Genomic DNA, 25,054 nt, shown 5'->3' with positions numbered 1-25,054 from the left:
CGGTCGCCGTCCGGCGCCGGCCCCTCAGGCGACGCTGACCCCGAGCCGGCGCCCCGCGAGCCCGCGCGGACGCCGGGCCAGGGTGCGCGCCAGGTCGCGCAGGACCGTCGCGGCGGGGGAGTCGGGGTGCGAGAGCACGACGGGCGTCCCGGCGTCGCCGCCCTCGCGCAGCGCCACGTCCATCGGGACCTGCCCGAGCAGGGGCACCTCGGTCCCCAGCGTCTGCGACAGCGACCGGGCCACGGCCGCGCCGCCGCCGGAGCCGAAGACCTCCATGCGCTGCCCGTCGGGCAGCTCCAGCCAGCTCATGTTCTCCACGACCCCGACGACGCGCTGCTCGGTCTGGCTCGCCACCGCCCCCGCGCGTTCGGCCACCTCGGCCGCCGCGACCTGCGGGGTCGTCACGACGAGGACCTCGGCCGTGGGCAGCAGCTGACCGACGCTGATGGCGATGTCGCCGGTCCCGGGCGGCAGGTCGAGCAGGAGGACGTCGAGGTCGCCCCAGAACACCTCGGAGGCGAACTGCTGCAGGGCCCGGTGCAGCATCGGCCCGCGCCAGGCGACGGGCTGGTTGCCGGGGACGAACATGCCGATCGAGATGACCCGGACCCCGTGCGCGACGGGCGGGATGATCATGTCCTCGACCTTGGTCGGCTTGCCCTGCACGTCGAGCAGCCGGGGGATCGAGAAGCCGTGGACGTCGGCGTCGAGCAGACCGACGCGCAGGCCGTCCGCGGCCATGGCCGCGGCGAGGTTCGCGGTGACGCTGGACTTGCCCACACCGCCCTTGCCGGAGGCCACGGCGTAGACGCGCGTCAGGTTGCCCGGGTCGTTGAACGGGATGGTGGGCGCGGCGCCCGTCGTGCCGCGGACCTTGGCGGTCAGCTCACGGCGCTGCTCCGGCGTCATCTCCCCGAGGTGGACGCGGACCGAGCGCGCGCCCTCGACGGTGCGCACGGCGGCGGTGACGTCGCGGGTCAGGGTGTCGCGCATGGGGCAGCCGGCCGTCGTGAGCAGCACCTTGACGTCCACGTGGCCCGCGTCGTCGACGTCGACGCGCTCGACCATGCCCAGATCGGTGATCGGGCGGTGCAGTTCGGGGTCGTCCACGGACGTCAGAGCCTGCAGGACTGCGGTGCGCACGCTCTCGGGGCCAGGCATGGCCCCAGGGTACGTGGCGGTGGTTGACCGTCCCGAACGGCGGTGACAGGGTAGGCCGGAAAGCGCTTCCCTTTCGCCAGCCCTCGCCGTGGAGGAACCTTGTCCGCTCGCCGCTACGCGCTCGTCGGGACCGGCTCCCGGGCGACCATGTACCTCGACGCCCTCGCCGGGGCCCACGCCGGCGACGGCGAGCTCGTCGCCCTCGGGGACACCAACCCCGGCCGGGCGCAGGTCCACCAGCGGCGCCTCGTCGCCGCCGGTCTGGCCGCGCCGGAGCTGTTCGACCCGGCCGACCTCGCGGACGTCGTGCGCCGCCTGGGGATCGACCGCGTCGTCGTCACGACCCCGGACCGCTTCCACGCCGACTACGTCGTGGCCGCCCTCGACGCCGGCGCCGACGCCGTCGTCGAGAAACCCCTGACCACCACCGAGGACGGCGTGCGCCGCATCGCCGAGGCGGTCGAGCGCACGGGGCGCGAGGTCCTCGTGACCTTCAACTACCGGTACGCCCCGCGCAACAGCGCGCTCAAGCGCGTCATCGCCGACGGCGAGATCGGCGAGGTCACCTCCGTCCACTTCGAGTGGGTCCTCGACACCGCCCACGGCGCGGACTACTTCCGCCGCTGGCACCGGCAGAAGGAGAACTCCGGCGGCCTGCTGGTCCACAAGAGCTCCCACCACTTCGACCTGGTGAACTGGTGGATCGCCGGGACGCCCACCCGGGTCTACGCCAGCGGCGGGCTGCGCTTCTACGGCGCCGAGAACGCCGCCGCCCGCGGCCTGGGGCCCCGGCCGCCGCGCGGGACGTCGGAGGCCGGGCGCGCCGACGCGTTCTCCCTCGACCTGGCCGCGAACGCGACGTACCGCGAGCTGTACCTGGAGAACGAGGGGTACGACGGGTACCTGCGCGACCGCGACGTCTTCGACGCCGGCATCACCATCGAGGACAACCTCGCCCTCGTCGTGGACTACGCGGTGGAGCGCGGGACCGCGACGATGTCCTACGCGCTCAACGCCCACTCCCCGTGGGAGGGGTACGTCGTCAGCGTCAACGGGACCCGCGGTCGCGCCGAGCTGACCGTGGTCGAGCGCGGCTCGGTGCCGCTGGCCGACGGGGTCGTCGACCCGAGCATGCACCCCGAGGGCGTGGGGCGGGACGAGACCCGGCCGGTGTCCGAGCGGCTCGTCGTGCAGCAGCACTTCGCCGCCGCCCGCGAGGTCGAGATCCCCACCGGTGAGGGTGGCCACGGCGGCGGCGACGCGCTGCTGCTGCGCGACGTGTTCGCCGGGCCGTCGGCGGACCCGTTGGGGCGCACCGCGTCCTGGCGCGACGGGGTCCGGTCCGTCGTCGTCGGGATCGCGGGCAACGCCTCGCTGGAGACGGGGCGGGCCGTCCGCACGACCGACCTCGACCTGGGCCCCGGCGCGCTCGCCCTCGGCGCCGTCGCCGCGTCGTAGGACCCCGCCCGAAGCACACCTCGCGCCCTGCGGGAACGTTCCCGCAGGGCGCGAGGTGTGCCTTCGGCGGGCTGGAGCGGCCGGGTCAGAGGGAGGGGACGACGACCGCGCGCCCGGTCAGGGTCCCGGCGGCCAGGCGCTCGTAGGCGGCCGGGGCGTCGGCCATCGCGAAGGTCTCGGTGTGCACGTCGAACACGCCCTGGTGGGCCAGGTCGACCAGCTCGATGAGCTCGGAGCGCGACCCCCAGTAGGGGACCGTCACCGACGCCTCGTAGGCCTGCCGGAAGAAGCCGACCTGCGCGGCGGCGGGGGTGTTCGTGATGCCGACGATCGTCACGTCGGACTCCACGTCGGCCACGGCCATCGCGGTGTCGATGGTCGGCTGCGCGCCGACGAAGTCGAGGACGAGCTGAGCGCCCCGCCCGCCCAGCAGCCTGCGGACGTTCGCCGCCGCGCCGGCGTCCGACAGCACGACGTCGTGCGCGCCGACCGCGGTGGCCAAGGCGAGCTTGTCGTCGGTGACGTCGAGGGCGATCACGCGCGCGGGGGACAGGGCGCGCAGGATCTGGATGGCCAGGTGGCCCAGGCCGCCGGTGCCGATGACGACGGCGGCCGAGCCCGCCCGCAGCTTGCCCAGCGACCGCTTGATCGCGTGGTACGGCGTCAGGCCCGCGTCGGTCAGCGGGACGGTCTTCACCGGGTCGAGGTCGCCGATCGGCACGAGGTGGCGCGGGGAGTCGACGACCATGAACTCGGCCAGCGCGCCGGGGGCTCCGAGCCCGGGCGGGTAGATGCCCAGCTCGGCGGCGCGGGGGCAGTAGTTCTCCTTGCCCTGCGCGCACAGGTGGCAGACGCCGCAGCCCCACGGGCCGTAGACGACGACGTTCGTGCCGACCTCGACGCCCTCGGCGCCGGGGCCGAGCTCGACGACGCGGCCGGCACCCTCGTGGCCCAGGGTCAGCGGCAGGCCGTAGGTGTACTGCTCGGCCGGCAGGTTCATGACGAAGTCGTCGGAGTGGCAGATCCCGGCGGCCGTCACCTCGAGCAGGACCTGGCCCGGCCCCGGCGTGGGCCGCTCGATCTCCACGACCTCCGGGGCGCCCCCGATGGTCCGGTACTGGACTGCGCGCACGGCAGTCTCCTCTCCTCGGCGAGTGGTTCGCCGAGGAGCCTACGCCCCTCAGATCAACAGGTGTCGGTCAGCCCGCGGTGACGCGGATGACCTCCTCGAAGGTCGTCTCCCCGCGCATCGCCTTGGCCAGCGCCGACTCGCGCAGGCTCTTCATGCCGATGCGCTGGGCCTCCTCCAGCAGCGCCGCCTCCGTCGCGTCGTGCATGAGCACCTTGCGCACGCTCGGGGTCACGTCGAGCACCTCGTAGACCGCCGTGCGGCCCCGGTAGCCCGACCCGCCGCACTCGGGGCAGCCGGTGCCCTTCAGCGGCGTCGCGTCGAGGATGTCCTCGATCGTCAGGTCCAGCAGCGCCAGGGTGTCCTCGTCGGGGATGTACCCGTCGGCGCACGAGTCGCACGGCTTGCGGACCAGGCGCTGGGCGATGGCCGCCGTCAGCGAGGACGCCACCAGGAACGGCGCGGCCCCCATGTCGACCAGGCGCGTCAGAGCCCCGACGGCCGAGTTCGTGTGGAGCGTCGAGAGCACGAGGTGACCCGTCATCGACGCCTTGAGCGCCAGCTCGGCCGTCTCGGTGTCACGGACCTCACCGATCAGGACGATGTCGGGGTCCTGGCGCAGGACCGAGCGCAGCCCGGCCGAGAACGTCATCCCGACCTTGGCGTGCACCTGCACCTGCGTGATGCCTGGCAGCTGGACCTCGACCGGGTCCTCCAGCGTGATGATGTTCTTCTCCGGCGACATCGTCGCGTGGATCGCGGCGTACAGGGTGTTCGTCTTGCCAGAGCCCGTCGGGCCGGTGATGAGGACCAGACCCTGCGGCACCGACAGCGCCTTGTTGAAGATGTCCAGCTGCTCGGGCTCGAAGCCCAGCGACTCCAGCGACGGGACGTCGTCGCCGCGCGTCAGCAGACGGATGACGATCTTCTCCCCGTGCAACGCCGGCAGCGTCGAGACGCGGCAGTCGATGGCCGCCCCGTCGACCATCACGCGCGTGCGGCCGTCCTGGGGGATGCGGCGCTCGGAGATGTCGAGACCGGAGATGATCTTGATGCGGCTGATGACGCTGGGCGCCACGCGCTTGGGGGCGCTCATGACGTCGCGCAGCAGGCCGTCGACGCGGAACCGCACGCGCAGCTGGTCGCGCTGGGACTCCAGGTGGATGTCGGAGCAGCGCAGGCGCACGGCGTCGGACAAGATCCGGTTGACGAGCTTGACGATGGGGGCGTCGTCGTCGACCGAGCCGTTGAGCGCGGCCAGCGGGTCCTCGTCGTCGTCGTCGGTGGCGTCCTCGACCATCCGCGAGACCTGCGAGGTGTCCTCGGTCAGGGACCACGCGCGCGCGAGGTGGTCGCGGATCTGGGAGTCCATCGCCACGACGACGTGCAGCTCGGGCGTGCGGGTGTACAGCTTGACGTCGTCGAGCGCGAGGACGTTCGTCGGGTCCGCGGCCGCGACCAGCAGGTACTCCGGCGTCTTGTCCAGGACGAGCACCCGGCAGCGCTCGGCGACCGCGCGCGGCAGGATCCGCACGACGTCGGGGGCGAGGTTGATGCGCGAGAGGTCGACGTGCTCGAGGTTCAGCAGCTCGGCCAGGCACTGGGCGAGCTCCGCCTCGGACACCATGCCCAGGTCGACGAGGATCTGACCCAGACGGCGGCGCGGGCCCTCGACCGTGCGCTGCTCGGCCAGCGCCACCTCGAGGTCCTCCGGGACCAGCAGGCCCTTCTCGACGAGGACGTCACCCAACCGCTTGCGGACCTGGGGGGCAGGCTGCGGTGCGGCGGTGCCGGGTGCTCCGGTGGCGTCGTCGAGAGTCGTCACCCTGCAGGTGTCGGCAGATCACCCTCCGGACCTGAGTCCGCGCTCGCGGGCACGGCGGGAGCCTCGGACGGCACCCGCTTGCGCTTCTTGCCGTTGCCCTTGCGCTTGGCGTCGCGCGAGGGCGAGGCCGAGACGGTGACGCCCTCGTCGGCCAGCTCCTCCAGGATGGAGCGCAGCTCCGAGCGGACGAAGTCGCGGGTCGCCACGTCGCGCAGCGCGATGCGCAGGGCCGCGACCTCCCGCGTGAGGTACTCGGTGTCGGCCAGCGCGCGCTCGTCGCGCGAGCGGTCCTGCTCGTTGAGGACGCGGTCGCGGTCGTCCTGGCGGTTCTGCGCCAGCAGGATCAGCGGCGCCGCGTAGGACGCCTGCAGCGACAGGACCAGCGTCAGGAAGATGAAGGGGTAGGAGTCGAACCGCCACGCCGCCGGCGCCAGGGTGTTCCAGCCGGCCCAGAACGCGACGAACGCCGTCATGTAGACGAGGAACCGGCCGGTCCCCATGAACCGGGCGAACTGCTCCGAGGCCCGGCCGAACGCGTCCGGGTCGAACTCCGGGCGCGCCAGCAGCTGCCGGCGGGTCTCGCGGGGGGTGTCCAGGGACACGGGGCGCCGCTCCTCGCGGCGCGCGCGACGCAGCTCAGGCACCGGTGCCCCCCGCCGGGCCGGCGCCGGGCGCGCCGATCCCCTCGAGGTCCTCGTCCTCGTCGGCGTCGCGCCAGTCCTCGGGCAGCAGGTGGTCCAGGACGTCGTCGGCGGTGACCGCGCCGAGCAGGTGCCCGTCCTCGTCGACCACCGGCAGGCTCACGAGGTTGTACGCCGCCAGCCGGCGGGTCACGGCCTGCAGCGTCTCCTCCGGGGCCAGGGGGTCGATGTCGTTGTCGAGGATCTGCCCCAGCGCCGTCTGCGGGGGTTCGCGCAGCAGCCGTTGCAGGTGCGCGGTCCCCAGGTAGCGGCCCGTGGGCGTCTCCAGCGGGGGCCGGCAGACGAACACGGCGGTGGCCAGCGGCACGTTCAGCTCGGTCCGGCGCACGTGCGCGAGGGCCTCGGCCACCGTGGCGTCCGGGGCCAGCACCACCGGGTCGGTCGTCATGAGCCCACCGGCGGTGTAGTCGTCGTAGGCCAGCAACCGGCGGACCGGCTCGGCCTCGTCGGGGTCCATGAGCTGCATGAGCCGCTCGGCCTGGTCCGTGGGCAGCTCCGAGAGCAGGTCGGCGGCGTCGTCGGGCTGCATCTCCTCCAGGACGTGGGCCGCGCGCCCGCCCTCGAGCCCGGACAGGATCTCGATCTGGTCGTCCTCGGGCAGCTCCTCCAGGACGTCGGCGAGGCGCTCGTCGTCCAGGGCGGCCGCGACCTCTCGGCGCCGCTTGGGCGTCAGCTCGTGGATGACGTCGGCCAGGTCGGTGGCCTTGAGCTCCTCGAAGGCGGCCAGCAGGTTCGTCGCGCCCTGGTCCAGGTCGGCCGAGGCCAGGCTCAGCACGCCACCCTGCAGGTCGTCCAGGCCGACGGTCAGGGTGTCCCCTCGGCGGCGCAACCGCCCGGCCAGCCCGCGCGGGGCGGTCCCGCGCCGCACGAACAGGCGGGTCAGCTGCCAGTCGCGGGCGCGCACCGCGTCCAGGCCGAGGTCCTCGATCGTCGCCGGGCCGCTGCCGTCGGCGAGCTCGACCGTGCGGTCGAGCAGCTCGGCCAGCAGCAGCGTCTCGGTGCCGCGCTGCTCGAAGCGGCGCATGTTCACCAGGCCCGTCGTGATGACCTGGCCCGCGTCGATGCTCGTGACGCGCGTCATGGGCACGAACACGCGGCGGCGGCCGGGCACCTCGACGACCAGGCCGATGACGCGCACCGGGCCGCGCGGTCTGAGCATCCCCACCACGTCGCGGACGCGGCCGACCTGGTCGCCCTGCGGGTCGAACACCGACGTGCCGGCCAGCCGGGCGGCGAAGAGGCGTGTGGTGGAACCGGTCACACCGTGCAGGCTAGAGGTCTTCCGGCTCGCGAGCGGGCAGGGGCGCTCCTACGGTGACGCCATGGCCAAGGAGAGCAAGAAGATGACGTCCGAGGGCACCCCCCGCTTCACCATCCCGGGGATGACGACCGAGCAGGGCGCGCAGATCGCCCGGCTCCTGCAGGACCGGCTCAACGCCCTCACGGACCTGCACCTGACGCTGAAGCACGTCCACTGGAACGTGGTCGGCCCGCACTTCGTCGCCGTCCACGAGATGCTCGACCCGCAGGTCGACGCCGTGCGCGAGATGGCCGACACCACGGCCGAGCGCATCGCGACCCTGGGGCTGTCGCCCGTCGGGACCCCCGGCGCGCTGGTCGCCGACCGCGGCTGGGACGACTACTCGATCGGGCGGGCGGGGGCCATCGAGCACCTCGGGGCCCTCGACCTGGTCTACAGCGGGGTCATCACCGACCACCGCGCGGCCATCGAGACGACCGACGACCTCGACCTCGTCACCCAGGACATGCTCATCGCCCAGGCCGGCCAGCTGGAGCAGTTCCACTGGTTCGTGCGCGCGCACCTGGAGACCTCCGGCGGGCAGCTGTCGACCTCGGAGGCCAGCAGCGAGGTGGCCGCGGCACGCGACGCCGGCGGTCGTGCGGGCGCCAAGCGCAAGGCCTGAGCACCGGCCGGGAGCCGCGGACGTGGGGGCACGTTCGCGGCTCCCGCCGCGTTGGGCAAGATGACGGGTGATCTCCAGCGAGAGGTCGCCCACCCGATCCCGCGCCGACGTCGCGGGACGGGCCGGCCACCGGTGAGGACGTCCCATGTCGAACCTCGGACCCATGGGTCCGCAGCGGATCAGCACCCCCACGCCGCCCCAGGGGGAGGCGATCGGCCGCTACGACACGTACTCCGAGGCGCAGCGCGCCGTCGACTTCCTCTCCGACGAGCACTTCCCGGTGCAGAACGTGACCATCGTCGGCAACGGGCTGCAGATGGTCGAACGCGTCACCGGCCGGCTCACCTACGGCCGCGCCGCCGGGGCGGGCGCCGCGTCGGGCGCGTGGTTCGGTCTGCTCATCGGGCTGATGCTCAGCGTCTTCGGCCCCGGCGGGACGGGGGCGCTCGTGACGGGCATCCTCGTCGGCGCCGGCTTCGGGATGCTGTTCGGCGTCATCTCCTACGCGCTGACCGGCGGCCGCCGCGACTTCACGTCGAGCTCGCAGATCGTCGCCTCGCAGTACACCGTGCTGTGCCTGCCGCAGCTGGCCGGTCAGGCCCGCGACGTGCTGTCCCGCCTGCCCAACGGCCTGGGCAAGGGCACCGGCCCGGCCGCCGGCGCCGCCCCCTGGGGCGCCCCGGAGCAGCCGCCGACGCGGCCGTGGGGCCCGCCGCCCGGAGGTACCCAGCCGTACATGCCGCCGCCCGAGCCCGGCTCGGCCCCCTCCGACCAGCCGCCGCCGCCCAGCTTCGAGAAGGAGCCGGAGCCCGCGCCGATGGACCTGTCGGGCCCGACGTACGCCGAGAAGGTCGAGCAGGCCCGCCGCGAGCGCCGGGCCGCCGAGGCGCGGGCGCGCGAGGAGCAGGGCGGCTCGCAGTAGTCCCGGTGTCCGTTCCGGCACGCTGACTCCCCGGTCCCGGTGAGAGGCACCGGGGAGTCAGCGTGCCGGAACGGGACAGCGCACCGGTCTCAGCGCAGGGAGGCCATCCACGCCTCGACGGCCTCGGGGGTCCGCGGCAGCGCGGCGCTGAGGTTCTCGACGCCGTCGGCCGTCACGAGCACGTCGTCCTCGATCCGGACCCCGATCCCGCGCAGCTCGACGGGGGCGAGCTCGTCCTCGGTCTTGATGTAGATCCCGGGTTCGATCGTGAACACCATGCCCTCGCGCAGTTCGGCGTCGAGGTACATCTCCTTGCGGGCCTGGGCGCAGTCGTGGACGTCGAGGCCGAGGTGGTGGCTCGTGCCGTGCGGCATCCAGCGCCGGTGGAACTGCCCGTCCTGCTCCAGGGAGGTCTTCGCGTCGACCGGGAGCATGCCCCACGCGGACAGCCGCTCGGCGACGACGGTCATCGCGGCCTCGTGCACCTCGCGGAACCTCACCCCCGGCTTCGCGACGGCGAACGCCGCCTCCGCGGCGTCGAGCACAGCCTGGTAGACGCGCCGCTGGGGCTCGGTGAACGTGCCGTCCACGGGCAGGGTCCGCGTCACGTCGGCGGTGTAGAGGGAGTCGACCTCGACCCCGGCGTCCAGGAGCAGCAGCTGCCCCGGTGAGACCGCCCCGTCGTTGCGGATCCAGTGCAGCGTGCAGGCGTGGTCGCCCGCGGCGGAGATGGTCTCGTAGCCCACCGCGTTGCCCTCGACGCGCGCGTTGCCGTCGAAGGTGGCCTCGACGACGCGCTCACCGCGCGGGTGGCCGACGGCGCGGGGCAGGGCCCGCACGACCTGCTCGAAGCCCCGGGCGCTGGCCGCGATCGCCTCGCGCAGCTGCCCGACCTCCCACGCGTCCTTGACCAGGCGCAGCTCGGACAGGGCCGTGACGAACTCGTCGTCGGTCTTGTCGGGGACCTCCCCGCGCAGCGGCGTGACCAGCGTCGTCACCCCGGGGTCGGCGTCGGGCACGAGGCGCAGCCCCTTGGCCTCCGCGCGGCTGGCGCCGACCTCCTCGGCCAGGGCGCCGATGTCGTGGCAGGCGAGGCCGGTCTGCGCCGCCAGGGCCGCCAGCGACTCGCGCGGGCCGACCCACAGCTCGCCGTAGCGGGCGTCGGCGAAGAACTCCTCGGTGTCCCGGCCGGCCTGCGGGCGGACGTAGAGCACCGCCTCGTGACCGTCGTGGCGCGGGTGCAGCACGAGGACGGCGTCGGCCTCGCGGTCGGTGCCCAGGCCCGTGAGGTGGGCGAAGGCCGAGTGCGGCCGGAAGCGGTAGTCGGTGTCGTTGGAGCGCCGCACCAGGGTGCCGGCCGGGACGACGAGGACCTCGCCGGGGAACAGCGCGGACAGCGCCTCGCGGCGGCGGGCCGCGAACGGGGCCACCTCCGCGAGGGTGAGGTCCTGGGCCGGGCGCGGGCCCCAGCCGTCGGCGATGAACCGGCGGAAGGCCTCCGAGCGGGGAGTGGTGCGGTGGTCGGTCTCCTCGCCCACGGCCGGGGCGACCGTCGCCCCGCTCGTCTCGGGCGCCTGGACGTCCAGGACCTGCTCGACCCCCTCGATCGGGTCGGACGTGTCGGTGCTCGTCTGGGAGGAAGTCACCCCGTCATCATCGCCCCGACCGGTGCGGGTTGTCCCGCCACCGCGCGCACCGGACACGCTGCGTGAGCACAGGTTGACGATCGACGGGCATCGGGGCCACCGTGGGGTATGGGCGGTACAGCGCAGTGCCCCCGCTGCGACTCCGCGGTGAGGGCACCCAGCATCTGGCACTCCGGACACACCTGCGCGGTGCACGGGGAGGTGGTCCCCCTGCAGCCGCCGCACCCGGCCGACTCCGAGCACCTGGCCTGGATCGCCCGGCACTCCGACGTCCCCGTGTGGCTGCCGTGGCCGCTGCCGGACGGCTGGCTCGTCACCGGGACCCGGTGCGTTCGCGACGACAAGCACGAGGCGCAGGCCGTCGTGGTCGCCGTCAGCGGCCCGCACCACGGCCCGGCGGGCGGCCCGCGCGTCGCGGACCTGCTGCTGGTCTCCGAGCAGCCCGGCACAGGCCTGGGGGCCCACCTGGCCGGCCGCGACGACCTCGACCCCGGGGAGGGGCTGGTGACCGGCCGGCCCGCGGTGCGCCTGCACGCCGCCGGAGCCTCCACGCCCCTGTGGAGCGTGCCGGCCGACGGCGACCGCGCGGTGCTGGTGGGGGAGGCCGGGGCCGTCTGGCTGTGGGCGCTGCTGTGGCCCGCGACGGCCGGGGTGACGCTGCTGGACGACCTGCACCTCGTCGACCTGCGCGATCCCGCCCACGAGCTCGACGTGCCGTGCGGGGCGCCGTCGCCGCGACTGCACTGGGCCCGGCTGGACGTGCCCGCGCGCGCGTGAGCGGGCACCGGCCCCGGACCGCGTAAAGTCGTGTCGTGCGCATCGACCTGCACACGCACTCCACGGCGTCCGACGGGACACAATCCCCGGCCGACGTGATCGCCTCCGCAGCGCAGGCCGGACTCGACGTCGTCGCCCTCACCGACCACGACACGAGCACGGGCTGGGCGGAGGCCACGGCCGCGGCCGATCGAGAAGGGCTCCGGTTCGTGCCGGGGGTCGAGATCAGCTGTCTGCTCCGTGGGGTGTCCGTGCACCTGCTGTCCTACCTCCACGACCCCGACGACCCCGCCCTCGTGGCGATGCTCGCCGAGTCGCGCAGCTCCCGCGTGGGCCGCGCCCGGCGCATGGTCGAACGCCTCGGGCCCGACACCGGCCTGAGCTGGGCCGACGTCGAGGCGCAGGTCCACGGGCCCGCGACCATCGGCCGTCCCCACATCGCCGACGCCCTCGTGGCGCGCGGTGTCGTCGCCGACCGCGACGAGGCCTTCGCCACCCTGCTGTCGGGGCGCGGCAAGTACTTCGTCCCGCAGACCGCCCCGGACCCCCTCGAGGCCGTCCGGCGCGTCACGGCCGCCGGCGGGGTGCCGGTCATCGCGCACCCGGCCGCCTCCAAGCGCGGCAGCTGCATCGACGACGGCGAGATCGAGGCGATGGCCGCGGCCGGGATGGCCGGCCTCGAGGTCGACCACCGCGACCACTCCGACGCCGAGCGCGCGCACCTGCGCGACGTCGCCCGCTCCCTGGGCCTGTTCGTCACCGGTTCCAGCGACTACCACGGCACCGGGAAGCGGAACCTGCTGGGGGAGAACACGACCGACCCCGAGTCGCTGCAGCGCATCGACGCCCTGGCGGCCGAGCGGGTCGTGCACCCGGCGTGAACTGGCAACTGTTCGGCGAGTCCTTCGTCACCCTGTTCGTCATCATGGACCCGCTGGGGACGGTCCCGATCTTCCTCGGGCTGACGGCCAGCTTCAGCCCCGCGCAGCGCTCGCGCGCTGCCCGGCAGGCCGTGGTCGTCGCCTTCGGGGTCATCGTCGCGTTCGCCGTCTTCGGGCAGCGCATCCTCGACTACCTGCACATCAGCCTGCCGTCGCTGCAGGCGGCCGGTGGGCTGCTGCTGCTGCTCATCGCCCTGGAACTGCTGACCGGCAAGGGCGACGAGCCGACGAGCACGGTCGGGGTGAACGTGGCGATGGTCCCGCTGGGGACCCCGCTGCTCGCCGGGCCCGGCGCGATCGTGGCGACGATGGTCTTCGTCCAGCAGTCGCACGGCGTGCGCGACTGGACCGCCATCGCCCTCGGCGTCATCGCCGTGCACGTGACGCTGTGGCTCGCCATGCGCTTCGCCGGGCTCGTCCACAAGCTCCTCGGCGACTCCGGCGTCCTGCTCGTGACCCGGGTCGCCGGTCTGCTGCTGTCGGCCATCGCCGTCCAGCTCATCGCCGACGCCGTGCGGGCCTTCGTCGTCGGCACGACGTGAGCCCGGGGTGCTGGGCACCCCGGGCTCACGCGCTCGGCTCCGTCAGTCGGTGACGGGGCCAGTCGTCCCGTTCGTCGTCTCGGCGCTCGCCGTCGACCGCGTGCGGCGACGACGGCGGGGAGCCGGCGCGCCGGCCTCACCCGCGTCCCCGTCGGCGACGACCGGCGCGCCGGTCCCGTCCGTGCCGCCGGTGGTCCCGTCGACCGGCTGAGCGTCGGTGCCCGCGTCGGTGCCCGCGTCGGTGCCCACGTCGACGCCCGAGCGGGTGCGGCGGCGGGTGCGGGTGCGGCGGGGCCGCTCCTCGCGGGGCTCCTCGACGCCCTCCTCGACACCCGCCGCAGCGCCTTCGCCCACCTCGGGCGCCCGGTCGCGGCCGCCGCGTCCACCGCTCTTGCGGTCGCCGCCCCCGCGACCGCCGCGGCGGCCCTTGGCGGCGCCGACCTCACCGAGGTCCTCGACCTGCTCGGCCTCCAGCCCGGCGCGCGTGCGCTGCGTACGCGGCAGCCGGCCCGTCGTGCCGGCCGGGATGCCGAGGTCGTCGAACAGGTGCGGGGACGTCGAGTAGGTCTCCACCGGTTCGCCGAAGCCCAGGCCCAGCGCCTTGTCGATCAGCGACCACCGGGGCATCTCGTCCCAGTCGACGAACGTGACCGCCACCCCGGTGTTGCCGGCGCGACCCGTGCGCCCGATGCGGTGCAGGTACGTCTTCTCGTCCTCGGGGCACTGGTAGTTCACGACGTGCGTGACGTCCTCGACGTCGATGCCGCGGGCGGCGACGTCGGTGGCGACCAGCACGTCGACCTTGCCGTGCCGGAACGCGCGCAGCGCCTGCTCGCGCGCCCCCTGGCCCAGGTCGCCGTGGATGGACGCGGCGGCGAAGCCCCGCTCGGTCAGCTGCTCGGCCACCGAGGCCGCCGTGCGCTTGGTGCGGCTGAAGACGATCGTCAGCCCGCGGCCGGTGGCCTGCAGCATCCGGGCCAGCACCTCGACCTTGTCGAGGGCGTGGGCCCGGTAGGCGAACTGCGTGATGGCCGCGACGGTGGCGCCGTCGTCGGTGGGGTCGACCGCGCGGATGTGGGTCGGCTGACGCATGTACGAGCGCGCCATCGCCACGACCGGGCCGGGCATCGTCGCCGAGAACAGCATCGTCTGGCGGGCGGGGTTGGTCTGCGCCAGCAGCCGCTCGACGTCGGGCAGGAAGCCCAGGTCGAGCATCTCGTCGGCCTCGTCGAGCACGACGCACACCACGTTGGACAGGTCCAGGTGGCGCTGCTTGGCCAGGTCCAGCAGTCGGCCCGGCGTGCCGACGACGACGTCGACGCCCTTGGTCAGGGCCTCGATCTGCGGTTCGTACGCGCGGCCGCCGTAGACGGTGAGGATGCGCACGGGGTAGTTGCGGCTCGCGGTCGTCAGGTCACCGGCGACCTGGACGGCGAGCTCGCGGGTGGGGACGACGACGAGCGCCTGCGGCTTGCCGGGGTGCGGCAGCCGGTCGTACTCGGGGTCGCCCTGGACGGCGGTGCGCTGCAGCAGCGGCACGCCGAAGCCGAGCGTCTTGCCCGTCCCCGTCTTGGCCTGGCCGATGATGTCGTGCCCGGTCAGCGCCACCGGCAGCGTCATGGCCTGGATGGGGAACGGGGTCGTGATCCCCGCGCCGGCGAGGGACTGCGCGATGCGCGGGTCCACGCCGTGCTCGGCGAAGGTGCCGATGTGGTGCACCGGCAGCGACGTCTCGTCGGTCCCGGTCTCGTCGGTCCCGGTCTCGTCGGTCCCGGTGGGGGTGGTCTCGGTAGTGCTGGTGTCGGTCATGCGTCTCCCGTGCGAGGGGCGACGGCGGCGGCGCCCGCGCGGGACCCGCGGGTGAGGCTCTCGGCAGTCGAGGAGCCAGGGGCGGGGAACGTCGTCAGGCGGGGCGTGCAGCCGCGTCGCGGCAGTCGGCAGCCGATCGTGACTGGCGACCGGGCAACCCTGAACCCCACCATGGTAACCGGCGGCACCGCCGGCGTGACGCCGTGCCGATCATCAGCCGATCATCAGCGGATCACCGAGCGCACCGGAGGGGGTGACGCCGTGCGCCACCGCCCCCCGCGCGTCCGCCGGTTCAGGAGATCCCGAACCCGACCTTGCCCTTCTCCTGCACGCCGATGTCGAGGTAGCCGATGCTCGCGGCGGGCACCACGACCTGGCGGCCCTTCTCGTCCGACAGCTTCAGCACCGTGCCGGCCGTGAGGGCCTCCGCGACGGCGGCGGTGATCTCCTCGCTGGTCTGGGCCGACTCGAACACCAGCTCGCGTGCGACGTTCTGCACGCCGATCCGAACCTCCACCGCAGTCCCCTCCAGGGTCTCGCTGATCTGGACTCGTTCCACGGCCGAACGGGCGGCCGCCGCTCCACGCTAGTCGTGCCCGCCCGGCGGCGGCGTTCCGGTTCGCCCCCAGCGGACGGACGGACCGCGCCGGCGGCCGGTCCGCAGGCCGCGCACGGGCGGTGACATGCTGCGGCCGTGGCCGTCCCGCACCCCGCCTCCGCCCGTCGCGCCCTCGTCCTGGGCGCCGTCGGGCTGGCGCTCGCCGCGTGCACGGGCAGCCCCGGCTCCGCGAGCACCCCCGGGACCGCGGCGGGGAGCACCTCGGGCCCCGCCCCCTCCGGGTCGACGGCCTCCCCGACGACCCCGACGACCCCGGCGGCCACCTCGGCGGCCACCCCGGAGACGACCCCGCAGACCCCCACGGCGACGACGCCCGCGCCGCCGGCCGGTCTCACCGCGGCCGACGTCACCGCCGGCGTGCTGCGCCGGGAGGTCCCGCAGTCCGGCGACGGGACCCTGTCCGTCGTCCCCGGTTCCAGCCCCGCCCCGCCGTCGGCCCGCGTCCGCACCGTGCGCGTGGAGGTGGAGCAGTCCCTCGTGGACGCCGGCGTCCTCGACCCCGCGGCCTTCGCCGACTTCGCGCTCGGTGTCCTCAACGACCCCCGCAGCTGGGGCGCGGGGGGCACGATGAGCTTCGCCCGGACCGACGGGGACGCCGAGATGCGCCTCGTCCTGGCCAGCCCGGACACCTCCGCGGCGATGTGCCGGCCGCTGCGCACGAACGGGACGCTGTCCTGCCGCCACGGCGACGCCGCGATCCTCACCTGGTACCGCTGGGTGGAGGCCATCACGGACTACGGCGAGGACCGCACCGGCTACCGCCAGTACGTCGTCAACCACGAGATCGGTCACGCCCTGGGCCACGGGCACGACCCGAACCCCGGCCCCGGCCGTCTCGCCCCGGTGATGATGCAGCAGACCAAGGGGCTCGACGGGGCCCTGCCCAACCCGTGGCCGAACCCGTAGCTCCGGTGCGGCTCAGCGGGTCACGGTCCGCACGGCCCGCCCGGGGGCGAGGCTGCGGATCCGCAGCACCGCGGCCTCGCCCTCGCCGTCGAGTTCGGTGAGCACCACCGAGGTGAGCTCGAGGCGGAAGAGCACGAACGGGGGCGGGGGCCGGCGCTCGTCGGTGTAGGCGGCCAGCAGCGCCTCGTCGGTGACCTCGACGGCGCGGCCGGTCAGCTTCGCGTCGCCGCCGGCCATCGACCCGTCCCCGGGGTTGGCGTGCAGCGCGAACCGGGGGTCGCGGCGCAGGTCGTCGACCTTGCGCGCCGGCACCATCGAGCCGAGCAGCAGGTCCCCGCGCCAGCGGTCCACCTCGGTGCCCCACACCCGCGGTGAGCCGTCCCTCGTCAGGCAGGCCAGGACGTGGTGCTTGGTGGCGGTGAACCGGGCCAGCACGGCCGCGGCGAACCCGGGGTCCGCCGTCTCCACCTCGCTCCAGCGCAGCGGCGGGGGACCGGGTGGGAGCGGGGTCGGTGGTGGGGACGCGCTCATGCGCCGCACCCTGCACCACGGGTCCGACACGACCCGGTGCGCGCCGTGGCAGGCTCGGGGGAGTGGACCCGCACCTGCCCGAACGCGCCGAGGAGATCCTCGAGGTCGTGCACGCCATCCCGCGCGGCCGCGTCCTGACCTACGGCGACGTCGGGGCCCGGGTCGGGGACCGCGGGCCCCGGTTCGTGGGGAACGTGCTGCGCCGCTTCGGGTCCGACGTCCCCTGGTGGCGCGTGCTGCGCGCCGACGGCAGCGCCCCGCCACCGCTGGCCGACGAGGCGCTGCGCCGCTGGCGCGCGGAGGGGACCCCGCTGCGCCGGCTCGCGCACGACGCCGCCGACGTCCGCGTCGACCTCGGCGCCGCGCGCTGGGACGCGGGGGAGTGGACCGCGCCCTGGGAACCGGGCGTGCCGGTGGCCGGGGAGGCGCGGTGAGCCTGGTCGCGGACCTGCGGACCGCCCGGCGCCGCTTCTCGGTCGAGTTCTCCCCCGCGCACGACGAGGCCACCGCCGCCCGGCAGTGGCGGGCCGTCGAGCGGCTGGCGCCCCTGGGGCCGCTGTTCGCCTCGGTCACCTACGGCGCCGGCGGCGGGGACCGGGACGGCACCGTCGAGCTGGCCGGGCGGCTGGCCCGCGAGACGCCGCTGCGCCCGGTCGCGCACCTGACCGCCGTCGGGCAGCCCGCCGTCGCGCTGGGACGCGTCGTCGACGACCTCCTCGCCCGGGGGGTGCGCGACGTCCTGGCGCTGCGGGGGGACCCCGACGGCGACCCCCGGGCGCCCTGGACCCCGCACCCGGAGGGCTTCCAGCACGCCGACCAGCTCGTCCGGCTCGCCCTGGAGCACGGGGTCGACAGCGCCGGGGTCGCGGCGTTCCCGCTGGGCCACCACGAGTCGCCCGACCTGGAGACCGACCTGCGGCACCTGCTGGGCAAGGTCCGGGCCGGGGCCGGCTGGGCCGTCGCCCAGCTGACGTACGACGTGGAGGACTTCCTGCGGCTGCGCGACCGCCTCGTCGCGGCCGGTTGCGACGTCCCGCTCGTGCCCGGCCTGCTGCCGGTCACCAGCCCCCGCGTGCTGGAGGTGACCCGGCGGCTGACCGACGGGCACGAGCCGTCGTGGCTGCACCGCCGGCTCGCACCGCTGCTCGACGACCGCGGGGCCTTCCGCGAGGAGGGCGTGCGGGTGGCCGTCGAGGACGGCCGGCGGCTGCTCGCCGAGGGGGTCGAGGTGCTGCACCTGTACTCGCTCAACGCGGCGTCCAACGTCGAGACGCTCGTGCGCGAGCTGGGGCTGGCCGCGCCCTCGGCGCCGGCCCCGACGTCGCAGGGGACGGCGGAGGAGGGGTCGTGTCGGACCCCTGTGGTTCCGTGACGGACGTGCTTCGAGACCAGCAGGACCCGCGCGGTGCCCGGGACGAGGGCGCCCGGGGCGGGGGCGGTGAGCCCTCGCGTCGCCCCCCGGCGCCGCGGCTGCGCCGGGCCGAGGTGGTCGCGCGTCCCGCCCCGCGGCCGGACGCGCGCCAGGAGGAGGTCCTCGCGACCCGCCCCGGCCACGGTCCGCTCGTCGTCCTCGGTGCCCCCGGCAGCGGGCGGACCCGCACGCTGCGCGAGCTGGTCGCCACCCGCGTCGAGCGCGACGGCGTGGACCCCGACCGCGTCCTGGTCCTGGCCCCGACGCGGCGCGCGGCCGACCTGCTGCGCGACGAGCTGTCCGACCGCCTGCGCCGCACGACGGGGCAGCCCGCCGCCCGCACCCCGCAGTCCTACGCCTTCGAGGTCCTGCGCCGGGTCCACGTCCTGGAGGGCCTGGAACCGCCCCGGCTGATCTCGGGTGCGGAGCAGGACACGATCATCGCCGAGCTCCTGCGCGGGCACCTCGACGCCACGGCCGACGACCAGGACTCCGACCCCGACCCCGACCTCGACCCGGCGGGGGTCGTGGTGGCGCCCGAGTGGCCCGAGGACGTCCCGCGCGACTCCTGGGGCCTGCGCAGCTTCCGCAACGAGCTGCGGGACCTGCTCATGCGCGCGGTGGAACGGGACCTGCACCCCGACGACCTGCGGGCGCTGGCCCGCCGGGAGGGCCGTCCGGAGTGGCTCGGCGGGGCGAGCGTCCTGGAGGAGTACCTGCGGACGAACCTGCTGCGGTGGGTCAACGCCTACGACCCGGCGTCGGTCGTCAACGAGGCGGTCAAGGCGCTGCAGGGCGACACCGACCTGCTCACCGCCGAGCGCGGCCGCTGGGACCTCGTCGCCGTCGACGACGCCCACGACCTGTCCGAGGCCGGCCTGCGGCTGCTGGGAACCGTCGCGGGCGGCCGCGACCTGGTCCTGACGACCGACCCTGACTCCGTGACCCAGGGCTTCCGCGGCGCCGACGCGCGCGCGGCCGCCACGCTGGCCGACCGGTTCACCCTCCAGGGCGAGCCCGCCCGCACCGTCGTGCTGGGCACGGACCACCGTCAACGCCGGGCGCTGCACGGTGTCACCCGCGCCGTCTCCGCGCGCGTGGGGGCCCTGGGCGGGGCCCGGCAGCGGGCGGCCGCCGCGCGGCGCGAGGGCGAGGGGCTCGTCGAGGTCGCCGTCCTCGGCTCCCCGACCCAGGAGGCCGCCTGGGTCGCCCAGCGGCTGCGCCGTCGCCACCTGCTCGACGGGGTGCCCTGGGCGCGGATGGCCGTCGTCGTGCGCTCCGCCGGACACACGGCCGCGCTGCGCCGCGCGCTGACCCAGGCCGGTGTCCCCCTCGCGGTCCCGCTCGCCGAGGTCCCCGTGCGGGACGAACCGGCCGTGCGGCCCCTGCTGGCGGCGGTCGGGGCCGTGCTCGACCCCGCCGAGCTCACCGACGCCGTCGTGCACGACCTCGTGACCTCACCCGTCGGCGGAGCCGACGTCGTCGCGGTGCGCCGGCTGCGGCAGGCGCTGCGGCGCGCGGAGCTGGAGGCCGGCGGCGGGCGCAGCAGCGACGTCGTGCTCACCCGCGCGCTCGCGCAGGTGCTCGCCGACCCCGACGCGCCCGCCGCGGGGGACCTCGCCCTCCTCCAGGGCCCCCCGGACGCCCCGGACGCCCCGGACCCCGCTCTGGACCCGGCCCTGCGCGTCGCCGCCGTGCTGCGGGCCGGGCGCCGCGCGGCGCTGGCCGCCGACGCGAGCGCCGAGACGGTGCTGTGGGCCGTCTGGGACGCCACCGGCCTCGCCGCGCGCTGGCAGCGGTCGGCGCTCGCGGGCGCGACGTTCGAGGGGGCCGACGCCGGCCGGGCCGACCGCGACCTCGACGCCGTCCTCGCCCTGTTCGAGGCGGCGGGCCGCTTCGTCGACCGGTTCCCCGGCAGCGGCAGCGCCGGGCGCTTCCTGGCGCAGCTGCGCGCGGCCGAGGTCCCCGAGGACACCCTCGCCGACCGCGCGCCCGACGCCGGCGCCGTGACCCTGACCACGCCCCAGGGCGCGGTCGGGCGCGAGTGGGACCTCGTCGTGGTGGCCGGCGTCCAGGAGGGCGTCTGGCCCGACCTGCGCCTGCGCGGCTCGGTCCTGGGGGCGCAGGCCCTCGTCGACGTCCTCGAGGGCCGCGACAGCGGCGGGCCCGGCGCGCGCCGGGCCGTGCTCGAGGACGAGCTGCGGCTGTTCCACGTCGGGGTCTCCCGGGCCCGCGACGAGCTCGTGGTGACCGCGGTGCGGACCGAGGACGAACGGCCCTCGGCGTTCGTCGGCCTGGTCGCCGCCGCCGCCGGCCTCGAGGACGCGGGCGAGGAGGAGCGGCCCGTCGCCGCCGTGCCCCGGGCCGTGTCGCTGCCGGCGCTGGTCGCGCGGCTGCGGCAGGTGGTCTGCGCCCCCGCCGCCGTCGAGACCCCCGCCCGCCGGGCCGCGGCCGCCGCCCGGCTGGCGGCCCTGGCCCGCGCCGGCGTGCCCGGCGCCGACCCCGGCGACTGGTACGGCGTCGAGGACCTCACCGACGACGGACCCCTGCGCGCCCCGGACGCCGAGGTCGCCGTCTCGCCCTCGCGCGTCGAGAGCTTCGAGCGCTGCGGTCTGCGCTGGCTGCTGGAGAGCTCCGGGGCCCGCCCCACGGACTCCACGAGCCAGTCGATCGGGAACCTGGTGCACCGCATCGCCTCCGAGGCCCCCGACGCCGACGCGTTCGAGCTGCGCCGGCGCCTGGACGCGCTGTGGCCCACGCTCGGGATGCCCGACGGCTGGGTCGCGGACCGGGCCCGGGCCCGCGCAGACCGGATGGTCGACAAGCTCGCCGAGTACTACCGCGAAGCCCGCCGGGAGGGCCGCACGCTCGACGGTGTTGAGCTCGACGTCGACGTCACGGTCGGGCGCGCCCGCGTCCGGGGCCGCGTCGACCGGCTCGAACGCGACGCGCAGGGCCGGCCCGTGGTCGTCGACCTCAAGACCGGCAAGACCCAGCCGTCGAAGGCCGACCTCGCGCGGCTGCCGCAGCTGGGCGTGTACCAGCTGGCCGCCGAGGAGGGCGCCTTCCGCACGCTCGGGTCCGCCGCCGGGTCGGGGGGTGCCGCGCTGGTCCAGCTGGGCGGCACCCAGAAGAAGGCACCCCAGCAGCACCAGGTGCCGCTGGCCGAGGACGAGGACCCGCACTGGGCGCGCGACCTGGTCGCGCGCGCCGCCGAGGGCATGGCCGCCGCGACCTTCGAGGCGGTCGTCGGCCCGCACTGCAGCTACTGCCCGGTGCGCAGTTCCTGCCCGGCCCAGGACGCCGGGCGCAGCGTCGTCGAGGAAGGGGGGCGCTGATGCTGTCCGCGCTGGACATCGCCGCCCGGTTGGGCCGGCCCGCCCCGACCCCGGAGCAGGTCGCCGTCATCGAGGCCCCCGTCGAGCCGATGCTCGTCGTGGCGGGGGCGGGCTCGGGCAAGACGGAGACGATGAGCTCGCGGGTGGTGTGGCTCGTCGCGAACGGCCTCGTCGCCCCCGAGGACGTCCTGGGCCTGACGTTCACGCGCAAGGCCGCCGGTGAGCTGGCCGAACGGGTGCGCCGCCGGCTGCGGGCGCTGCGCGCGCACGGGCTGGGTCCCTCGGGGGCGGACGGGGACGGGCTGGGCGAGGGTGAACCGGTCGTCTCGACCTACCACGCGTACGCCGCGTCGCTCGTCACCGACCACGGGCTGCGCCTCGGCATCGAGCCGCAGTCGACGGTGCTGTCCGACGCCGGTGCGTGGCAGCTGGCCTCGGAGGTCGTCGAGACCTGGCGCGGGGACCTGCCCGGGATCGACGCCGCGCCCTCGACGCTGGCCGCGGCGCTGCTGCAGCTGGCCGGGGAGTGCGCCGAGCACCTCGTCGACGCCGACGCGGTGCTGGGTCTGGTCGACGAGGTGGAGGCGTACGTCCGGACCCTGCCCAAGGACGACAAGAGCGTCGCGACGTTCGGCGCGGGGGTCCCGGGCGAGCCGTACGCCAAGGTGGCCGCGATCCTCGGTGTCCAGCAGGCCCGCAAGCACGTCGTCCCGCTGCTGCGCGAGTACCAGCGCCGCAAGCGCGAGGCCGAGCAGCTCGACTTCGGCGACCAGGTCCTGCTCGCCGCGCGCCTGGCCGAGGAGGTGCCCGCGGTCGCGGCCGCCGAGCGGGCCGCGCACCGCATCGTGCTGCTCGACGAGTACCAGGACACCAGCTACGCGCAGCTGGCCCTGCTGCGGTCCCTGTTCGGCGGGGGGCACCCCGTGACGGCCGTGGGGGACCCGCACCAGTCGATCTACGGCTGGCGCGGCGCGAGCGCGGGCAACCTCGTGAGCTTCCCCGCCCACTTCCGCCGCGCCGACGACACCCCCGCCCCGCAGCTGCCGCTCGCGACGAGCTGGCGCAACGACTCCGGGGTCCTCGCGGCGGCGAACCTGGCCGCCGCGCCGTTGAACGCGACCCTGGCGGCCGGCACCGTCGCGGTCCTGCGGCCGCGCCCGGGTGCCGGTGCCGGCCGGGTGCGGACGGCGTTCGCGAGCACGGTCGAGGAGGAGGCCGCCGAGGTCGCCGCGCGGCTGGCCGAGGTGTGGCGGGCCGACTCCGAGCGCCTCGCCGTCGAGCGCCGGGCCCTCGAACGCGGTGTGCCCGGCGCCGACCCCCGGCCGCGCCGCACCGCGGCCGTGCTGTGCCGCAAGCGGTCGCAGTTCGTCGTGCTGCAGAAGGCGCTGCGCGAGGCGGGGCTGCCCGTCGAGGTGGTGGGTCTGGGCGGCCTGCTGTCGACGCCCGAGGTCGCCGACGTCGTCGCCACCCTGCACGTCCTGCACGACCCCGGCCGCGGGGACCACCTCGCGCGCCTGGTGACGGGCGCGCGCTGGCGCCTGGGGGCCCGCGACCTCGCGACCCTCGGGGTCTGGGCCCGGCAGCTGCAGCGCCGTCGCACCCACCAGGGCGAGGCGGAGGTCGACCCCGTCGACGTCGTCGTGCTGCCCGACGAGGTGGAGACCGTCAGCCTCGTCGAGGCCCTGGACGAGCTGCCCGCCCCCACCTGGACCGGGCCGGACGGCCGCGGCCTGTCGCCACGGGCCCACCGCCGGCTGTCCCGGCTGGCCGCGACGCTGCGCCGGCTGCGGACCCGGACCCACCTGCCGGTCGCCGACCTCGTGGGGGAGGTCGAACGCGCCCTCCTGCTCGACGTCGAGGTCGGGGCCCGGCCCGGCAGCTCCCCGTCGTTCGAGCGGGCCAACCTCGACGCCCTCGCCGACGCGGCGGCCTCGTTCTCGGCCAGTGCCCAGCGCCCCGGGCTCGGCGGGTTCCTGGCCTGGCTCGAGGCGGCGGAGGTCCGCGAGCGCGGCCTCGAGCCGGGCGCCTCCGACGTGGCGACCGACGCCGTCCAGCTGCTCACCGTGCACGCCAGCAAGGGGCTGGAGTGGGACGTCGTCGCGGTGCCCGGCCTGGTCGAGAAGAACTTCCCGGCGACCGGTGACACCGCCCCCGGCTGGCTGGGCGGGACGAGTTCCCTCGGTGTCCTGCCGTACCCGCTGCGCGGGGACCGGGCCAGCCTGCCGGAGTTCGGCGTCTTCTCCGCCTCGACGCAGAAGGAGCTCGACGAGGCGCGTGAGGAGTTCCTCCTCGGCTGCGGCGACCACCAGCTCGCCGAGGAACGCCGGCTGGCCTACGTCGCCTTCACCCGCGCCAAGGAGGAGCTCCTGCTGTCGGGGGCGTACTGGGACGACGCGACGAAGCCCCGCGAACCGTCCCGGTTCCTGCGCGAGGTGCTCGAGGCGCCCCCGGGGGCGGTCCCCGGGCTCGTCTCGCTGCCGCCGGCCCCCTCGCCGGGACCGGACGCGGTGAACCCGCGCACCGCGAACCCGCAGCGCGTCGTGTGGCCGGTGGACCCGCTGGCCTCGCGCCGCACCGAGGTCGACGCCGGCGCCGCGCTCGTGCGCGCCGCGCTCGCGGGCGAGCTGCCCGCCGTGGACCCGGCCCTCGACCCGGCCCTCGACGAGGAGGTCCGCTCCTGGAGCGAGCAGACCGAGCTCCTGCTCGGCGAGCGCGCCGCGGCGCGCCAGGTGCCGGGAGTCCTGCTGCCCGCCCACCTGTCCGCCTCGCGCCTGGTCGCCCTGGCCCAGGACCCCGACGCGCTCGCGCTGCAGCTGCGCCGGCCCGTCCCGCTCGAACCGCGCCCGGCGACCCGGCGCGGGACGGCGTTCCACGCGTGGCTGGAGCAACGGTTCACCACCAGCTCCCTCCTCGACCTCGTCGACCTTCCGGGGTCGGCCGACGAGGACGCCGCCGACGACCGTGAACTGGCTGCGCTGCAACGCACCTACCTCGCCTCCGAGTGGGCGTCGCGGGACCCGGAGTTCGTCGAGGTGTCCGTGGAGACCCCCGTGGCCGGTCTCGTCGTCCGCGGCCGCATCGACGCCGTGTTCGCGACGACGGGGGCCGACGGCCGGACCCGCTGGGACGTCGTCGACTGGAAGACCGGTCGCCCGCCCGAGGGGGAGGCCGCCCGGGCCCGGGACGTGCAGCTCGCCGTCTACCGGCTGGCGTGGTCGCGGTGGCACGGCGTACCGCTGGAGGACGTCAGCGCGGCGTTCTTCTACGCCTCCACGGGCGAGACGGTGCGTCCGGTCGACCTGTTCGGGCCCGGGGACCTGGAACGGCTGGTGCTGTCGGTACCGGTGGGGTGAACGGGACCCCTCCACCCGGGTGAACGCCCCTCAACCAGCGCCCCCCGGCGGTCGACGGTC

20 protein-coding genes are annotated in these 25,054 nt (G+C 75.5%); 11 read left to right on the top strand and 9 right to left on the bottom strand.

The window, feature by feature from the left end:
- Positions 1–24: 24 nt before the first annotated feature.
- Positions 25–1,161 carry a P-loop NTPase gene (locus tag CLV37_RS11345; RefSeq protein ID WP_106210328.1) on the bottom strand — a complete coding sequence of 379 codons (1,137 nt, stop codon included), beginning with the start codon at positions 1,159–1,161 and terminating at the stop codon, positions 25–27.
- Positions 1,162–1,260: 99 nt separating this feature from the next.
- Here CLV37_RS11345 and CLV37_RS11340 point away from each other — a divergent pair, with 99 nt between their 5' ends.
- The gene (locus CLV37_RS11340) at positions 1,261–2,619 is read left to right on the top strand and encodes a Gfo/Idh/MocA family protein (protein ID WP_106210326.1); all 1,359 of its coding nucleotides are present in this window, start codon (positions 1,261–1,263) and stop codon (positions 2,617–2,619) included.
- Between the two features lie 85 nt (positions 2,620–2,704).
- Here CLV37_RS11340 and CLV37_RS11335 read toward each other — a convergent pair whose 3' ends face one another.
- From CLV37_RS11335 to CLV37_RS11320, 4 genes are all read right to left on the bottom strand, one after another.
- Positions 2,705–3,751, bottom strand: coding sequence for an NAD(P)-dependent alcohol dehydrogenase (locus CLV37_RS11335; protein WP_106210324.1), 1,047 nt, complete (start codon positions 3,749–3,751; stop codon positions 2,705–2,707).
- 67 nt (positions 3,752–3,818) lie between these two features.
- Positions 3,819–5,573 carry a GspE/PulE family protein gene (locus CLV37_RS11330; protein WP_106210322.1) on the bottom strand — a complete coding sequence of 585 codons (1,755 nt, stop codon included), beginning with the start codon at positions 5,571–5,573 and terminating at the stop codon, positions 3,819–3,821.
- Complete coding sequence (locus CLV37_RS11325) at positions 5,570–6,217, bottom strand: DUF1003 domain-containing protein (protein WP_106210320.1); 648 nt, start codon at positions 6,215–6,217, stop codon at positions 5,570–5,572. The genes CLV37_RS11330 and CLV37_RS11325 overlap by 4 nt, the downstream gene beginning before the upstream one ends.
- The gene (locus CLV37_RS11320; protein ID WP_106210318.1) at positions 6,210–7,535 is read right to left on the bottom strand and encodes a magnesium transporter MgtE N-terminal domain-containing protein; all 1,326 of its coding nucleotides are present in this window, start codon (positions 7,533–7,535) and stop codon (positions 6,210–6,212) included. The genes CLV37_RS11325 and CLV37_RS11320 overlap by 8 nt, the downstream gene beginning before the upstream one ends.
- A gap of 61 nt (positions 7,536–7,596) precedes the next feature.
- Between CLV37_RS11320 and CLV37_RS11315 the strand changes: the two genes are divergently transcribed.
- Positions 7,597–8,199 (top strand): Dps family protein, encoded by a 603-nt coding sequence (locus tag CLV37_RS11315; RefSeq protein WP_211298573.1) that lies wholly within the window; start codon positions 7,597–7,599, stop codon positions 8,197–8,199.
- Positions 8,200–8,344: 145 nt separating this feature from the next.
- Positions 8,345–9,121, top strand: a complete 777-nt coding sequence (locus CLV37_RS11310) for a YflT domain-containing protein (RefSeq protein WP_106210316.1) — start codon at positions 8,345–8,347, stop codon at positions 9,119–9,121.
- 89 nt (positions 9,122–9,210) lie between these two features.
- On the opposite strand, the gene CLV37_RS11305 is transcribed toward CLV37_RS11310, so the two are convergent.
- Positions 9,211–10,767, bottom strand: a complete 1,557-nt coding sequence (locus CLV37_RS11305) for an aminopeptidase P family protein (protein ID WP_170127202.1) — start codon at positions 10,765–10,767, stop codon at positions 9,211–9,213.
- 108 nt (positions 10,768–10,875) lie between these two features.
- On the opposite strand from CLV37_RS11305, the gene CLV37_RS11300 reads away from it, so the two are divergent.
- The 3 genes from CLV37_RS11300 to CLV37_RS11290 are packed head-to-tail and all read left to right on the top strand — an operon-like array spanning position 10,876 to position 13,027.
- Positions 10,876–11,544: a DUF6758 family protein gene (locus CLV37_RS11300; RefSeq protein WP_106210314.1), complete on the top strand. Its 669-nt coding sequence runs from the start codon at positions 10,876–10,878 to the stop codon at positions 11,542–11,544.
- Between the two features lie 35 nt (positions 11,545–11,579).
- Complete coding sequence (locus CLV37_RS11295; RefSeq protein WP_106210312.1) at positions 11,580–12,425, top strand: PHP domain-containing protein; 846 nt, start codon at positions 11,580–11,582, stop codon at positions 12,423–12,425.
- Positions 12,422–13,027 carry a MarC family protein gene (locus CLV37_RS11290; RefSeq protein WP_106210310.1) on the top strand — a complete coding sequence of 202 codons (606 nt, stop codon included), beginning with the start codon at positions 12,422–12,424 and terminating at the stop codon, positions 13,025–13,027. The genes CLV37_RS11295 and CLV37_RS11290 overlap by 4 nt, the downstream gene beginning before the upstream one ends.
- 42 nt (positions 13,028–13,069) lie before the next feature.
- On the opposite strand, the gene CLV37_RS11285 is transcribed toward CLV37_RS11290, so the two are convergent.
- Positions 13,070–14,836: a DEAD/DEAH box helicase gene (locus tag CLV37_RS11285; RefSeq protein WP_106210308.1), complete on the bottom strand. Its 1,767-nt coding sequence runs from the start codon at positions 14,834–14,836 to the stop codon at positions 13,070–13,072.
- A 292-nt stretch (positions 14,837–15,128) separates the two neighbouring features.
- Positions 15,129–15,353: a DUF3107 domain-containing protein gene (locus tag CLV37_RS11280; protein ID WP_106210736.1), complete on the bottom strand. Its 225-nt coding sequence runs from the start codon at positions 15,351–15,353 to the stop codon at positions 15,129–15,131.
- 177 nt (positions 15,354–15,530) lie between these two features.
- Between CLV37_RS11280 and CLV37_RS11270 the strand changes: the two genes are divergently transcribed.
- Complete coding sequence (locus tag CLV37_RS11270) at positions 15,531–16,361, top strand: DUF3152 domain-containing protein (protein ID WP_211298571.1); 831 nt, start codon at positions 15,531–15,533, stop codon at positions 16,359–16,361.
- Positions 16,362–16,373: 12 nt separating this feature from the next.
- Here CLV37_RS11270 and CLV37_RS11265 read toward each other — a convergent pair whose 3' ends face one another.
- Entirely contained in the window at positions 16,374–16,892 is a 519-nt protein-coding gene (locus tag CLV37_RS11265; RefSeq protein WP_211298570.1) for a pyridoxamine 5'-phosphate oxidase family protein, read from the bottom strand.
- Between the two features lie 62 nt (positions 16,893–16,954).
- On the opposite strand from CLV37_RS11265, the gene CLV37_RS11260 reads away from it, so the two are divergent.
- Genes CLV37_RS11260 through CLV37_RS11245 form a run of 4 tightly spaced genes read left to right on the top strand, consistent with a single transcriptional unit; the run spans position 16,955 to position 24,994 of the window.
- On the top strand, positions 16,955–17,326 hold the full coding sequence (locus tag CLV37_RS11260; RefSeq protein WP_106210306.1) for an MGMT family protein: 372 nt from the start codon (positions 16,955–16,957) through the stop codon (positions 17,324–17,326).
- On the top strand, positions 17,323–18,264 hold the full coding sequence (locus tag CLV37_RS11255) for a methylenetetrahydrofolate reductase (protein WP_106210304.1): 942 nt from the start codon (positions 17,323–17,325) through the stop codon (positions 18,262–18,264). Before CLV37_RS11260 ends, CLV37_RS11255 begins: the two co-directional genes overlap by 4 nt.
- Positions 18,265–18,269: 5 nt before the next feature.
- Positions 18,270–21,641, top strand: a complete 3,372-nt coding sequence (locus tag CLV37_RS11250) for an ATP-dependent helicase (protein ID WP_211298569.1) — start codon at positions 18,270–18,272, stop codon at positions 21,639–21,641.
- Complete coding sequence (locus tag CLV37_RS11245) at positions 21,641–24,994, top strand: UvrD/REP family DEAD/DEAH box helicase (RefSeq protein WP_106210303.1); 3,354 nt, start codon at positions 21,641–21,643, stop codon at positions 24,992–24,994. Before CLV37_RS11250 ends, CLV37_RS11245 begins: the two co-directional genes overlap by 1 nt.
- Positions 24,995–25,054 lie beyond the last annotated feature (60 nt).

Origin of the sequence: Kineococcus rhizosphaerae, assembly GCF_003002055.1 — a bacterium.
Taxonomy (GTDB): Bacteria; Actinomycetota; Actinomycetes; order Actinomycetales; family Kineococcaceae; genus Kineococcus; species Kineococcus rhizosphaerae.
Note: the sequence above shows the minus strand (reverse complement) of the source record. Positions and strands in the feature narration are given on the sequence as shown.